This is a genomic window from Bradyrhizobium sp. 172, assembly GCF_023101065.1.
Taxonomy (GTDB): Bacteria; Pseudomonadota; Alphaproteobacteria; order Rhizobiales; family Xanthobacteraceae; genus Bradyrhizobium; species Bradyrhizobium canariense_D.
Window position 1 is genome coordinate 2,882,898 of record NZ_CP064701.1, and the last position, 12,641, is coordinate 2,895,538.

11 protein-coding genes are annotated in these 12,641 nt (G+C 65.2%); 7 read left to right on the forward strand and 4 right to left on the reverse strand.

Annotated elements, in window-relative coordinates; translation table 11 throughout:
• The first annotated feature begins 21 nt into the window (after positions 1 to 21).
• Positions 22 to 387 (forward strand): RNA polymerase-binding protein DksA, encoded by a 366-nt coding sequence (gene dksA / locus IVB07_RS13635; protein ID WP_018456426.1) that lies wholly within the window; start codon positions 22 to 24, stop codon positions 385 to 387.
• A gap of 517 nt (positions 388 to 904) precedes the next feature.
• Positions 905 to 1,684, forward strand: a complete 780-nt coding sequence (locus IVB07_RS13640; RefSeq protein ID WP_018456425.1) for a fumarylacetoacetate hydrolase family protein — start codon at positions 905 to 907, stop codon at positions 1,682 to 1,684.
• Between the two features lie 292 nt (positions 1,685 to 1,976).
• Here IVB07_RS13640 and flgH read toward each other — a convergent pair whose 3' ends face one another.
• Genes flgH through flgF form a run of 4 tightly spaced genes read right to left on the reverse strand, consistent with a single transcriptional unit; the run spans position 1,977 to position 5,464 of the window.
• Positions 1,977 to 2,744 carry a flagellar basal body L-ring protein FlgH gene (gene flgH / locus IVB07_RS13645; RefSeq protein ID WP_018456424.1) on the reverse strand — a complete coding sequence of 256 codons (768 nt, stop codon included), beginning with the start codon at positions 2,742 to 2,744 and terminating at the stop codon, positions 1,977 to 1,979.
• Positions 2,745 to 2,747: 3 nt separating this feature from the next.
• Positions 2,748 to 3,887 (reverse strand): flagellar basal body P-ring formation chaperone FlgA, encoded by a 1,140-nt coding sequence (flgA, locus tag IVB07_RS13650; RefSeq protein WP_026233173.1) that lies wholly within the window; start codon positions 3,885 to 3,887, stop codon positions 2,748 to 2,750.
• Between the two features lie 10 nt (positions 3,888 to 3,897).
• Positions 3,898 to 4,686 (reverse strand): flagellar basal-body rod protein FlgG, encoded by a 789-nt coding sequence (gene flgG / locus IVB07_RS13655; RefSeq protein ID WP_007602131.1) that lies wholly within the window; start codon positions 4,684 to 4,686, stop codon positions 3,898 to 3,900.
• Between the two features lie 16 nt (positions 4,687 to 4,702).
• Positions 4,703 to 5,464, reverse strand: a complete 762-nt coding sequence (flgF, locus tag IVB07_RS13660) for a flagellar basal-body rod protein FlgF (protein ID WP_018456422.1) — start codon at positions 5,462 to 5,464, stop codon at positions 4,703 to 4,705.
• A gap of 379 nt (positions 5,465 to 5,843) precedes the next feature.
• Here flgF and fliL point away from each other — a divergent pair, with 379 nt between their 5' ends.
• The 5 genes from fliL to IVB07_RS13685 all read left to right on the forward strand — a co-directional run bounded on the left by fliL (position 5,844) and on the right by IVB07_RS13685 (position 12,625).
• Complete coding sequence (gene fliL, locus IVB07_RS13665; RefSeq protein ID WP_018456421.1) at positions 5,844 to 6,344, forward strand: flagellar basal body-associated protein FliL; 501 nt, start codon at positions 5,844 to 5,846, stop codon at positions 6,342 to 6,344.
• A 19-nt stretch (positions 6,345 to 6,363) separates the two neighbouring features.
• Positions 6,364 to 7,566: a flagellar motor switch protein FliM gene (gene fliM / locus IVB07_RS13670; RefSeq protein WP_018456420.1), complete on the forward strand. Its 1,203-nt coding sequence runs from the start codon at positions 6,364 to 6,366 to the stop codon at positions 7,564 to 7,566.
• Positions 7,563 to 8,009, forward strand: coding sequence for a DUF6468 domain-containing protein (locus tag IVB07_RS13675; RefSeq protein WP_026233172.1), 447 nt, complete (start codon positions 7,563 to 7,565; stop codon positions 8,007 to 8,009). The genes fliM and IVB07_RS13675 overlap by 4 nt, the downstream gene beginning before the upstream one ends.
• 9 nt (positions 8,010 to 8,018) lie before the next feature.
• Positions 8,019 to 8,777, forward strand: a complete 759-nt coding sequence (locus IVB07_RS13680; protein ID WP_018456418.1) for a flagellar protein FlbB — start codon at positions 8,019 to 8,021, stop codon at positions 8,775 to 8,777.
• A 62-nt stretch (positions 8,778 to 8,839) separates the two neighbouring features.
• The gene (locus tag IVB07_RS13685) at positions 8,840 to 12,625 is read left to right on the forward strand and encodes a tetratricopeptide repeat protein (protein ID WP_247361808.1); all 3,786 of its coding nucleotides are present in this window, start codon (positions 8,840 to 8,842) and stop codon (positions 12,623 to 12,625) included.
• The last annotated feature ends 16 nt before the right edge of the window (positions 12,626 to 12,641 follow it).

Below are 12,641 nucleotides of genomic sequence, written 5' to 3' on the forward strand. Positions count from 1 at the left end.
CCGACCGAAAAAGAGCCTTTCATGAACGAGAGGCAGAAGGAGTACTTCCGCCTGAAGCTCCTCGCCTGGAAGGATGAGATCCTCAAAGAGTCCAAGCTCACCCTGCAAGCCCTGCAGGAGGAGAATGTGAACCACCCCGATCTCGCCGATCGGGCATCGTCCGAAACCGACCGCGCTATCGAACTCCGTGCCCGCGACCGCCAGCGCAAGTTGATCGCCAAGATCGACGCCGCGCTCCAGCGTATCGAGGACAACACCTACGGCTATTGCGAGGACACCGGCGAGCCGATCTCGTTGAAGCGGCTCGAGGCCCGTCCCATCGCGACGCTTTCGGTGGAGGCGCAGGAGCGCCACGAGAAACGCGAGAAGGTCTATCGCGACGAATAGAGCCGAGCCGCAGCAATGCGGCTCTTTGTTTTTTGAACGCAAGGTGCGCCTTTTCGCGCCGTGATCAGCATTTTGCTTGTCGCTTGCGCGCGCGTTTCGGCGCGCGGGCGCAATCGCGAAAAGTGAATCGCAATCAATGAGCTAGACTCAACTCCTCCGAGCTCACGTGAGTTCGGATGAGAAACAGCCTTCACTTCAGGTGCGACAGGTCTTGCGAGTCGCATCAAGGACATCGACTCGAATGCTGAGGCGCTGATCCAGCAGCTTCACACATTGCTGCAATCAGGCCTGTTGCGACGCTACAAGGCGTGCATCCCCATAAAGCCCGGACCAGCTCAATATTTCCTTAAACGCCGGCGCCGCCCGTGAGGCTTGCCATGATGTGGACGATCAGCGTCCGCAGCTCATCCAGCTTGGGCTGTCATGACGTGCTGCCGCGCGGCGCCCTGCGCTTGTCACGCCCCGGCGGGGATGCTGAAGTGCCGCCCTCGATTGTGGTGTGTAGGAGTCGGCGCTGATGGACAGAATTCTCGCAGCCGCAAAGGCGATCGCGCTGGCGCGCCGCAACCATGCGCCGCTCGCGGCGCTCGAAGTTCCTCCGGCCGATGAAGCCGAGGGCTATCAGGTCCAGCGGGCGCTGCACGATCTGCTGCTGCCGCATGCCGGCCCGCTGGTCGGTTACAAGATCGGCTGCACCAGCCAGGTGATGCAGGATTACATCGGGATTCCACACCCATGCGGCGGCGGCGTGTTCCAGAAAGGCGTGCACGACAGCGGCGTGCAGCTCGCGGCTGCCGACTATGTCCGCGTCGGCGTCGAATGCGAGATCGCGGTGCGGCTGAAGCGCAATCTCGCCGCCGGCGAGGCGCCGTTCACGGCCGAATGGGTCGGCGAAGCCGTCGAGGCCTATCATCCCGCGATCGAGATCGTCGACGACCGCTATGTGAAGTGGGAAACGATGGGCGCGCCGACGTTGATCGCCGACGATTTCTTCGCCGCCGGCTGCGTGTTGGGCGAGATCGTGCCGCGCTCGTCGGTGCCGGACCTGAAGGCCGTCAAAGGCCGCGCCATCGTCAACGGTGAAGAGGTCAGCCACGGCACCGGCGCCGACGTGCTCGGCCATCCCCACAACGCACTCGCCTGGCTCGCCAACCATCTCGCCGCCGAGGGCAAGGGCCTTCACGCGGGACAGCTCGTGCTGACGGGGAGCCTGGTCAAGACGCTGTGGCTGAAGGCCGGCGACAAGGTGCGGATGGAGCTGGACGGGCTGGGCGTGGTGGAGGCGGAGTTTACGTAGGCTCTGCGGGCACCGCGTCGTCATTCCCCGCGAAGGCGGGGAATCCAGTACGCCGCGGCTTCTCGGTTCATCGCTGACGTCTCGAAATACTGGATCGCCCGCCTTCGCGGGCGATGACAGTCGAGGGGGCGGCGAGGGGATAGCGGCGTCGCTACAATCGCGCGTCGCTGAGCGCTGTATGCAGCCATCGCCAAAATACATGCGGCCCTCGCCAGGGGAGCTAGCGAGGGCCGCGTCGTACATCGTCGTCCGCGCCTAGGTTCGCGAACACGATGTGGGAGCTCGGGAGAAGCTAGAAGGGCAGCAGCACGTCCATGACTTGCTGGCCGTAGCGCGGTTGCTGCACGTCCATGATCTGGCCGCGGCCGCCGTAGGCGATGCGGGCCTGCGCGATCTTGGTGGAATCGATGGTGTTGTCGCTCTGGATGTCTTCGGGACGGACGATGCCGGCGACGATGAGTTCGCGGATTTCGTAGTTGACGCGGATCTCCTGCTTGCCCTCGACCACGAGGTTGCCGTTCGGCAGGACCTGGGTGACGACCGCCGCGACGTTGGTCTGCAACGCTTCCTTGCGGTCCACGCTTCCTTTGCCCTCGCTGGACGCGGTCGAGTCGGCGGTGAGGATGCGGCCGGGCAACACCTTCTGCGCTTGGGCCCCCAATGTCTTGGCGCCGATGAAGTCGGTGATACCGGAATCTTCCTTATTGGTGCGGCTGCGCTGGGTGTCGTTTTCGATATTCGCCTTGTCGGTGATGTTCACGGCCACCGTCAGGATGTCGCCGACCTGATGGGCGCGCTGGTCCTTGAAGAAGGCCCGGCTGCCGCTGCGCCACAGCGAGTTCGGATTGTAGGAGGCGACCTCAGGCTTCGGCATCGGCATCTGCACCGGCTTGTAGCCGGGCTGCGTCGTCGGATTGTCGATCGCCGACAATTTCGGCTGCTCGCCGATCTGCGACAGACGGTCGATCGAGGAGCAGCCGCTCGCCAGCGCGCACGTCGCCAGCAGCAGGGCAGAGATCGCGATGCGACGGGGACGAAAAGCCGAACTGAACGTGGACATGACTTACTCTGACTTGGCTGGAGCTTGCGAGACGCGAACTTGCGGGATCTGGGCTTGCGCGATCTGGGCCGGGGATGCCGGGGTCTGGACCAGATTCCGGACGAGGGCTGCGGTATCGACGGGGGCGGGCGCCTCGTCGCGCTTGAGCGAGGAGGTCTGCTCGACCGCAGCCGGCATCGGCGCGGCCTGGCTGGCGCCCTGGACCGTCACCTGGCCGCGGCCGGTGACGACGCCGCTCAGCGTGCGCTTGGTCTGCAGGTTGAGCACGCTGATGGTATCGCCCTCGGCGCCGCTCTCGATCGCCTTGCCGCGCGTGGTGAGATAGATTCCGGGAACCTGGTAGATGACGGTGACGTTCTGGTCGCGCTGCACGAAGTCGGGCTTGACGATGTCGGCGACGCGGATCGGCGTCCCCGCCCGCATCGGCCGGCGGAGCTGCATGCCGAGCGTGCGGTCGCGCGAGGCGGCCTCACCGGTGACCTCGGCCTTCGGCCGCCGCTCCATAGCGACGTCGGAGGCCTTCAGGAGATCGACGCGGTCGATGTCGCGCGTCAGCACGGCCACTTCCACCGTTTCGATCGCGGTGCCGGTGAAACGCAGCTTGGTCGGTGCCGGATTGTTGTCGTTGTTGATCTCGAAGGCGATGTCGAAACGCCCGCTGCGGGCGTCGTAGCGGGTTGCCACCGGCTGCAGCACGCCGGTGTTGGAGGCATCCAACCGCATGTCGGCGATGCCGCGGTCGAACGTGACGGTGATGTTGGCGGCATCGCCAAGTCCAAAGCGGCGCTCGAGCGCCGAGGCGACCGCGGTCTCGAGGTCCTTGTTCACGAGCGTGCGGGCGAGACGGGTGACCTGGACCTCCTTGATGTCGCCGGTCATCACGCCGATCACCTGCTTTGCGCGCAACACCGCCAGCACGTGGGCGACCGGCAGCGCACCGGTGGTGCCGAGATCGGGCGAGCGGTAGACCGGGATCAGCGCGGCCGAGCCGGCATTGTCGATGAGATCGCCGACCCGCACCACGTCCGAGGTCACGGTGATGCTCGCGCGCAGCGTCGGCGTCGCGATGAAGTCGTCGGCGGCCCGTGCGGGCAGCGCCAGCACGAGGAGAGCGGAGATCGTGGCGAGGGTGGTGCGCATCATCGTCATCACCTCAGCGGAACAACGCCGTGGTCGACTGCATCATCTGGTCGGCGGCGCTGATCACCTTGGCGTTCATCTCGTAGGCGCGCTGGGCGGCGATCAGGTCGCTCATCTCCGAGACGACGTCGACATTGGCCTGCTCGAGGCTGCTCTGGGTGATGTTGCCGAAACCTTCGGAGCTCGCGGTGCCGTCCTGCGGCGGGCCGGAGGAAGGCGTCTCGGTGAACTGATTGTTGCCGACCGGCTGGAGGCCCGCCTTGTTGATGAATCGGGTCAGGCCGATCTGGCCCTGGACGGCCGAGGTCGAGGAACCCGGCAGCGTCACCGAGACCTGGCCCTGCACGTTGATGGTGAGGCCCGAGGCGTTGTTGGGGATCGTGATCGTCGGTTGCACCGGGTTGCCCTGCGCCGTGACGATGCGCCCCTGATTGTCCATCTGGAAGGTGCCGTCGCGGGTGTACTGGTAGCTGCCGTCGGGCATCAGGATCTTGAAGAAGCCTTCGCCCGTGATGGCCATGTCGAGGTCGTTGCCGGTCTGCGACAGCGTGCCCTGGGTCATGCTGCGCGGCGTGCCGACGGTCTTGACGCCGCCGCCGATGTCGACGCCGACCGGCAGGATGGTGCCCTGGTCGGACGACTGGGCGCCGACGCGGCGGACGTGTTCGTAAATCAGATCCTGGAACGCCGCGGTCTGCTTCTTGAAGCCGGTGGTGCGCAGGTTGGCGATGTTGTTGGAGATCACCTGAACGTTGAGTTCCTGTGCCGCCATTCCGGTTGCTGCGGTGTGAAGCGCCTGCATGTCAGTTCTCCCTCAATCAGGCCGGAACGTCGGCGAGCTTCTCGATCGCCGACTTGTGCATGTCACTCTGCTGCTGGAGCAGGTTGGCGATGGCGGTGTAGCTGCGCATGACTTCGACCATGCGGCTCATCTCACCGACCGAGTTCACATTCGACTTCTCGACATAGCCCTGCTGCACGGTCGACTTGGTGTCGGCCTGCGGGACCGCGGAGCCGATGTCATAAAGGTTGGCGCCCAGTTTGGTCAGCTTGGCCGGATCGTCGAACGAGGCCATGCGGATCTTGCCGCGGATCGAATCGTTCTTGGCCGTGCCCTCGAGCACCGTGACGGTGCCGTCCGGCGCGACGTTGATGTCGTGGTCGGTCGGCTGGAAGGTGATCGGGCCGGCGGTGCCCAGCACGAGGTTGCCGTCGAAGGTGACGAGCTGGCCGGTGCTGTTGAGCGAGAATTTGCCGTCGCGGGTGTAGCGCTCGGCGCCATTGGCCTGCACGGCGAAATAGGCGTTGCCGCTGATCGCCATGTCGAGCGGATTCTTGGTCGGCTCCATCGGCCCCTGGCCGACGTCGCGGAAGGTGCCGCGGTCCTGCACATAGGAGACCCGGCGGTCGGAGCCGACGAAATTGTCCTCACGCGCGTTCGAGTTGAGGTACTCCTCGAACAGCGAATGATCGGCCTTGAAGCCGTTGGTGTTGGCGTTGGCGACGTTGTTGGCGATGACATCCATCTGCCGTTCCAACGTCATCTGTCGTGACAAGCCGATCAGAAGCGCGTTCTGCATCGGAAATCTCCCCTGAGTGAGATCTGCCAGCTCGCTCTCCCAAGCGCATTGGCCGATCCCGTGAACGAGACCTCGGGTTCTCCCAAACCTTGGGTCTCGGTCCTTTCTCAGCGAAACTCGTGCCAGGCGGGAAAATTATGTACTTTCAATACCTTATCTGTTTTTCGAGGATGCGGGGAGGCGGCAGAAAGGGTCTGTTAGCCATGTTTGCCCGGCAGATTTTTCCTAGCGAAGGCCCAATCGAAAGGTTCCGTTAACCATTATTACCGTAGCGTTTGCGGGTAAGAGGAGCACTGCGCTGGGGCATTTGTATCGCGTCACTGTCTGCGAGGAGCTTCGCTCTTTCGACCCCTTTGAGAGATGAGCGAGCGCGGCGATCATGGCAGAGAATGAAGCGGAAGGCGGCGCAGCCGCCGACGGCGCGGAAGCCGCTCCGCCCAAGAACAAGTTCAAGCTGATGATCATGGTGGTGGGCCTGCTCGCCGTTCTCGGCGGCGGCGCCGCGACCTGGTTCTTCTTTTTCCGTCACGGCGACGACGAGCATCACGCCGAGGCGGCGCCTCCGCCGAAGCCGCCGTCTTTCGTCGAGGTTCCCGACATCATGGTCAACCTCGCCGGCGCGCCGGGCGAGCGCGTGCAATATCTGAAGCTCAAGATCGTGCTGGAGCTGAAGGAAGAGAAGCAGGTCGAGGCGATCAAGCCGACGATGCCGCGCATCACCGACATCTTCCAGACCTATGCGCGTGAGCTGCGCTCCTCCGACCTCAACGGTTCCGCCGGCATCTTCCGCCTCAAGGAAGAGCTGACCAAGCGCGTCAACGCCGCGGTCGCTCCGGTCCAGGTCAGCGCGGTGCTGTTCAAGGAAGTCGTGATCCAGTGAGCATGACGGGCTAGGGATCATGGCAGGGACCGACCAACCAGACCAGGATGCAATTGCCGCCCAATGGGAGGCCTCGCTCGATTCCGAGGATCCCGCTGAGGCCGCGAAGGCTGCTGCCGAAAACGAACTATCCGAGACCATGGCCCTGCAATGGGCGGCCATGGTCGAGGATGGCAGCCGCGATCTCGGCGCCGGCAAGAATTCCGGCGAACGCGTGCTGTCGCAGGAGGAGATCGACAACCTCCTCGGCTTCGCGGTCGGCGACGTCACGCTCGACGATCATTCCGGCATTCGCGCCATCATCGATTCGGCAATGGTCTCCTACGAGCGTCTGCCGATGCTCGAAATCGTCTTCGACCGCCTGGTGCGATTGCTGACGACCTCCTTACGCAATTTCACCTCCGACAACGTCGAAGTCTCGCTCGACCGCATCACCTCGGTGCGCTTCGGCGACTATATGAACTCGATCCCGCTGCCCGCCGTCCTCACCGTCTTCAAGGCCGAAGAGTGGGACAATTTCGGCATGGCCGTGGTCGATTCCAGCCTGATCTACTCGATGATCGACGTGCTGCTCGGCGGCCGCCGCGGCTCGAGCCAGCTGCGCATCGAGGGCCGGCCCTACACCACGATCGAGACAGAGTTGGTCAAGCGGCTGGTCGAAGTCGTCATGGCCGATGCCGAACAGGCGTTCCGGCCGCTGTCGCCGGTGACCTTCACCATCGACCGGCTCGAGACCAACCCGCGTTTCGCCGCGATCAGCCGTCCTGCCAACGCAGCGATCCTGGTGCGGCTGCGCATCGACATGGAAGATCGCGGCGGCAACATCGAGCTGTTGCTGCCTTACGCGACCATCGAGCCGATCCGGGGCGTCCTGCTCCAGATGTTCATGGGCGAAAAGTTCGGCCGCGACCAGATCTGGGAAGGCCACTTCGCCACCGAGATCGTCCAGGCCGAGATCTCCGTCGACGCCGTGCTCTACGAAGCCGACATTCCGCTCAAGCAACTGATGCGGCTGAAGGTCGGGGACACGCTGCCGCTGGACATGCGCGCGGATGCCAGCGTCACCGTTCGCTGCGGCGACGTCACCATCACCGAAGGACGCATGGGCCGGGTCGGCGACCGCGTCGCGATACGGGTGACGAAACCCTTGCGCAAGCCAAGTACGACACTTGCGATGTTCGAAAAGGTCGACGAGCAGAACAAGATGATGGAGGCCCCATGAACCACTCCCTGGGAATGGCGATCGAGACGCTGGTGGCTATCCTGCTGATGCTGACCATCGTCTACTGCGTCACGCTCAACAAGCGACTGACGCGGCTGAAGGCGGACGAGCATTCGCTGAAGGCGGTCATCGGCGAGCTGATCACCGCAACCGAGATCGCCGAGCGCGCGATCGGCGGGCTGAAGCTCGCCGTGCGCGACGTCAACGAGAACCTCGGCAGCCAGCTTGCGGCGGCGACCCAGATGTCCGAGCAGCTCTACAAGCAGCTCGGCGAAGCCGACAACGTGGTGCGGCGCCTGTCCAAGATCGCAATCGCTGCGCGCCCCGTGACGAACCCGGAAACGGTCGCCGCGCCCGCAGCCAAGCCTTCATCGGCGAAGGCGGTGGCGGCTGCGGCCGAAGCCTTCTCCGAGCGCCGACGATCCAACGGTCTTGCGGCATAAAGTCAGGGTATGAAGTCTTTTCGCAACATCCGCGTCATTCCGATCGTGCTGGTTGCCGTCGCTGGCCTGGCCACGCTGAAGGTCACGGGTCTTGTGATCAACGGCGGCTATGTCTTCGACTATAAGCCGAGCCAGACCAAGAAGTCGTGGGCGCAGGAGAATCTGAACTTCCCGGCCAGCCGCGAGGATCCCGACATCACCGGCTCGACCCATGGTGCGCCGAAGGAGGCGCCGAAGCCGGCCGCACCCGACACCAAGTCCGAAGGCGCCGCGGTCAAGGAGGAAGCCCAGCCGCAGATCTCCGCCTCGGAGCGCGCGATCCTGGAACGCCTGCAGTCGCGTCGCCAGGAGATCGAGGCCCGCCAGCGCGAGATCGACATCCGCGAGAGCCTGTTGAAATCCGCCGAGAAGCGCATCGAAAACAAGGTCGAGGAGATGAAGGCGGTGGAAACCCGTATCTCCGCAACCCAGGCCGAGCAGAAGGCCGCCGAAGCCCAGCGCATGAAAGGCCTCGTGACCATGTATGAGGGCATGAAGCCCAAGGACGCCGCGCGGGTCTTTGACCGGCTCGAGATGGGCGTGCTGATCGAGATCGCCTCGCAGATCGCGCCGCGAAAAATGTCGGACATCATGGGATTGATGTCCCCGGAGGCCGCCGAGCGGCTGACGGTCGAGATGGCCCGCAGGGCCAATGGCGGCGGCGATCAGTCCGCCTCTGCCGGCGAGCTGCCCAAGATCGACGGCAAGCCGACGCAAAAGCCGAATTGAGGGCTCATACTTAAGAAGTCCTTAATTGCCAAAATCTACAGTCTGGGCAGGGGTCGGCAGCAATGCCGGCGTGGACCGTCGAACCGGAAGTAATGCCGCCAATGGCGCGAGAGGCTGCCGCTGGATTTGTGTCGCGAGCCCGCGCCCTGGCGCGGAGGCTGTCGCGTCATGTCCGCGCGGCGCCGCTACTGGCAGCCAGCCTGCTGATCGGCTTCACGGCGCCTGTCCGGGCGGCCGACGCTGTCAGGGGTGAGGCGACTTTCTCGGCCAGCGGCGGCTTTGCCCGTCTCGTGATCAAGCTCGGGGAGGACGTCCCCTCCGAGGTGACGACGGCCGGCTCCATTCTCGTCATCCGTTTCGACCGGGCGGTCGACGTTCCGGTCGATCGCGTCCCGGAAGGCGCGCCCGACTACGTCAACTCCGCCCGCCGCGATCCCGATGGCGGCGCCATCCGCCTGTCGCTGGCGCGGCGCGTCACCGTCAACACCATGAATGCCGGCGAACGCACCTTCATCGACCTCTTGCCGGAGGGTTGGAAGGGGCCGCCGCCGAGCCTGCCGATGGACGTGGTCAAGGAACTCGCCGAGCGCGCGCGCGTCGCCGAACGCGCGTTGCGCGCCCAGCGCGCCGCGGCGGAGAGCAAGAAGCGGCCGCAGATCCGCGTGCGCGCGTCGGTGCAGCCGACCTTCGTCCGCTTCGTGTTCGAGATGCCGGATGGCGTCGGCGTATCCTCCGTGCTCAATGAGCAGAAGCTCACGCTCGCCTTCAACGCCAACCTGAATTTCGATCTGGCGGACGCGGTCGTCGCAGCGCCGCCGAACGTCGCCTCGATCAAGCAGAAGGCCGACATCGACCAGACCAGTGTCGAGATCGCGCTGATCGGCGATTCCGACGTGCATTCGTTCCGCGACGAGAAGAACTACGTCGTCGACATCTCCTTCCAGCCGGACAAGGGCAAGATGGCCACGTCGACCGAGGCGGCGATCGCGCAGGCCAAGCCCGCCGCTCATGGACCGGCGCCTGCGCCTGAAAAGCCGGCGGCCGAGAAGCCGAAGGACGCGCATCGCGAGATCGCGCCGCCGACGTCCGAGACGATCGCGCGCGAAGCCAGGATCGATGCCAAGCCCGAGGTGAAGCCGGAAGCGCCCGCCGCCATGCCGCCCGCTGAAGCGCCGAAATCGGTGCCGGCTCCTGCATCCGAAGCCGCGCCCGCTGCGCAAGCGCCCAAGGAAGCGCCCAAGGAAATGTCGAAGCCTGCGCCTCCTGCGGCGGAAGCCGCGGTCGTGCCTGCCAAGCCGGTCATGGTCGAAGCGCCTCAAGAGGTCGTGAAGGAAGCTGCCAAAGAGCCAGTCAAGGAGGCCGTCAAGGCCGCGCCGGCGGAGGCGCCCGCCGCGCCGCAGCCGACTGGTGCCAGCGTCGATGTCCGCCGCGACAGCGACGGCCTGCGCGTGACCTTCCCGCTTCAGGTCGCAACGCCTGCGGCGGCGTTCCGCCGCGGCGACACCGTCTGGCTGGTGTTCGATACCGCAAAGCCCATCGACGTCGAGGCGATCCGTACCAAGGGCGGTGCGATGATCGGCGAGGTCGGCCGCGTCCCGCTCGAGAAGGGACAGGCGGTGCGCATCCGTCTCACCCGGCCGCTGGTCTATTCGCTGTCGAGCGAGGAGGTCGGCAAACAGACCAACTGGCTCTTGACCCTCGCCGACAAGATCCAGGCGACGCCGCTGCCGCTGATGATCTCGCGCAACATCACCGACCCGGCGCTTGCCAACATCGCGATCCCCTTCGCCAATCCGGGGCTCCTGCACAAGCTCACTGATCCCGATGCCGGCGACACGCTCTATGTCATCACCGCGCAGCGGCCGGTGCGCGGCTTCATCAAGCGGCAGGACCTCGTTGATCTCGCGCTGCTGGAATCCGCACATGGCATCGCGATCCGGCCGAATTCCGACGAGGTCGGCGTCGAGGTCGGGGCCGACAAGGTCATCCTCGGCAAGAAGGGCGGGCTGACGCTGTCGCCGGTCGACATCTCGGCCGAGCGTGCGCCGACCGCAGTGCGGCCGGTTTTCAGCCCCGAAGGCTGGCGCAAGGGCCAGTCGGAAAATTTCATAGTGCGCCAGAACGAGCTGATCACGGCGATCGCCAACCTCGAACCGGCGATGCGTTCCCTGCCGCGGCTCGACCTCGCGCAATTCTACATGTCGCGCGCGATGTATCACGAGGCGAAGGCCATCACCGAATTGATGCTCGCCGATCCTCTCAACAAGGAGGAGAGCGGTGCGCTGATGATGCATGCGATCGCGAGCATCCTGATCGGTCGGCCGGCGCAGGGCCTGAAGGACCTCGCCAACCCCGTGATCGGCAACAGCCACGATTCCCAGCTCTGGAAAGCGCTCGCCTATGCGCGCCAAGGCAAATGGGCGGACGCGCGCGAGAAGTTCAAGAACGTCGAATTCGCCATCGCCTCGCTACCGCTCGACATCCAGCGCATCGTGACGATGGAGGCGATGCGCGCTTCGCTCGAGGTGAAGGACTATGCCGGCGCCTCCAAGCGCCGCAGCGAGCTCGAGGTGGTCGGCGTCTCGCCCGAGGCCGCGCCCGGCTTTGCCGTGCTGCGCGGCCGGCTTGCCGAGGCGCTCGGCCACGACAAGGACGCGCTCGACGACTACAAGTTCGCCGTCGGCTCGTCCGATCGGCCGGCTGCGGCCGAGGCCAAGCAGCTCGAGGTCGCGCTGCGGCAGAAGCGCGACGAGATCGGCAAGGAAGACGCGTTGCGCGAGCTCGAAACGCTCGCGATGACCTGGCGCGGCGACTCGATTGAGGTCAAGACGCTGCAGATGCTGTCGCAGATGTTTGCAGAGAACGGACGCTACCGGGACGCGCTCACCGCGGCGCGCACCGCGACAAAGCTGCAGCCGAACGCGGAAGCCTCGCGCCAGGCGCAAGACCTCGCCTCCGACCTGTTTACGCAGCTCTTCCTGGGACCCAAGGGCGACGAGCTGCCGCCGATCGAATCGCTCGGGATGTTCTACGAGTTCCGTGAGCTGACGCCGATCGGCCGCCGCGGCGACGAACTGATCCGACGCCTCGCCGACCGTCTCGCCTCGATCGATCTGCTCGACCAGGCCGCCGAGCTCCTGCAATACCAGGTCGACCATCGCCTCGAAGGCGCGGCGCGTGCGCAGGTCGCCGCGCGCCTCTCCATGATCTATCTCGCCAATCGCAGACCCGACATGGCGATCACGGCGTTGCGCGCGAGCCGGATCAGCGACCTCTCAGGCGAGCTCAGGCAGCAACGCCTGCTGCTGGAGGCGCGTGCACAGAGCGACGTCGGCCGCCACGATCTTGCGCTCGATATCGTCTCCAACGTTACAGGCCGCGAGGTGCTGCGCCTGCGCTCGGATATCTTCTGGGCGGCGCGGCGCTGGCGTGAATCCGCCGAGCAGATCGAGCTCTATTACGGCGAGCGCTTCCGTGACTTCAAGCCGCTCAACGCGGTAGAGAGAAGCGACATCATCCGCGCCGCCGTCGGTTATGCGCTCGCCGACGACTCGATCGGCATGTCGCGCTTCCGCGAGAAATATGCGCCGCTGATGAGCGAGAGCGCCGATCGGCTCGCCTTCGATATCGCGAGCAAACCGACCGGCGCCTCCAGCGCCGAATTTGCCGATATCGCCAAGCTGGCTGCCAGCGTCGACACGCTCGACGGCTTCCTGCGCGAGATGAAGCAGCGCTTTCCCGACGCCACCGCCCGCGCGCCGGCCTCTCCACAGGCCAAGGACGAGTCCGATCACACCGGCTCGCTGCCCACGATCCCCGTCGTGCGCCAGATCAAGATGACGCGGTAGGATCGCCGCTCCTTCT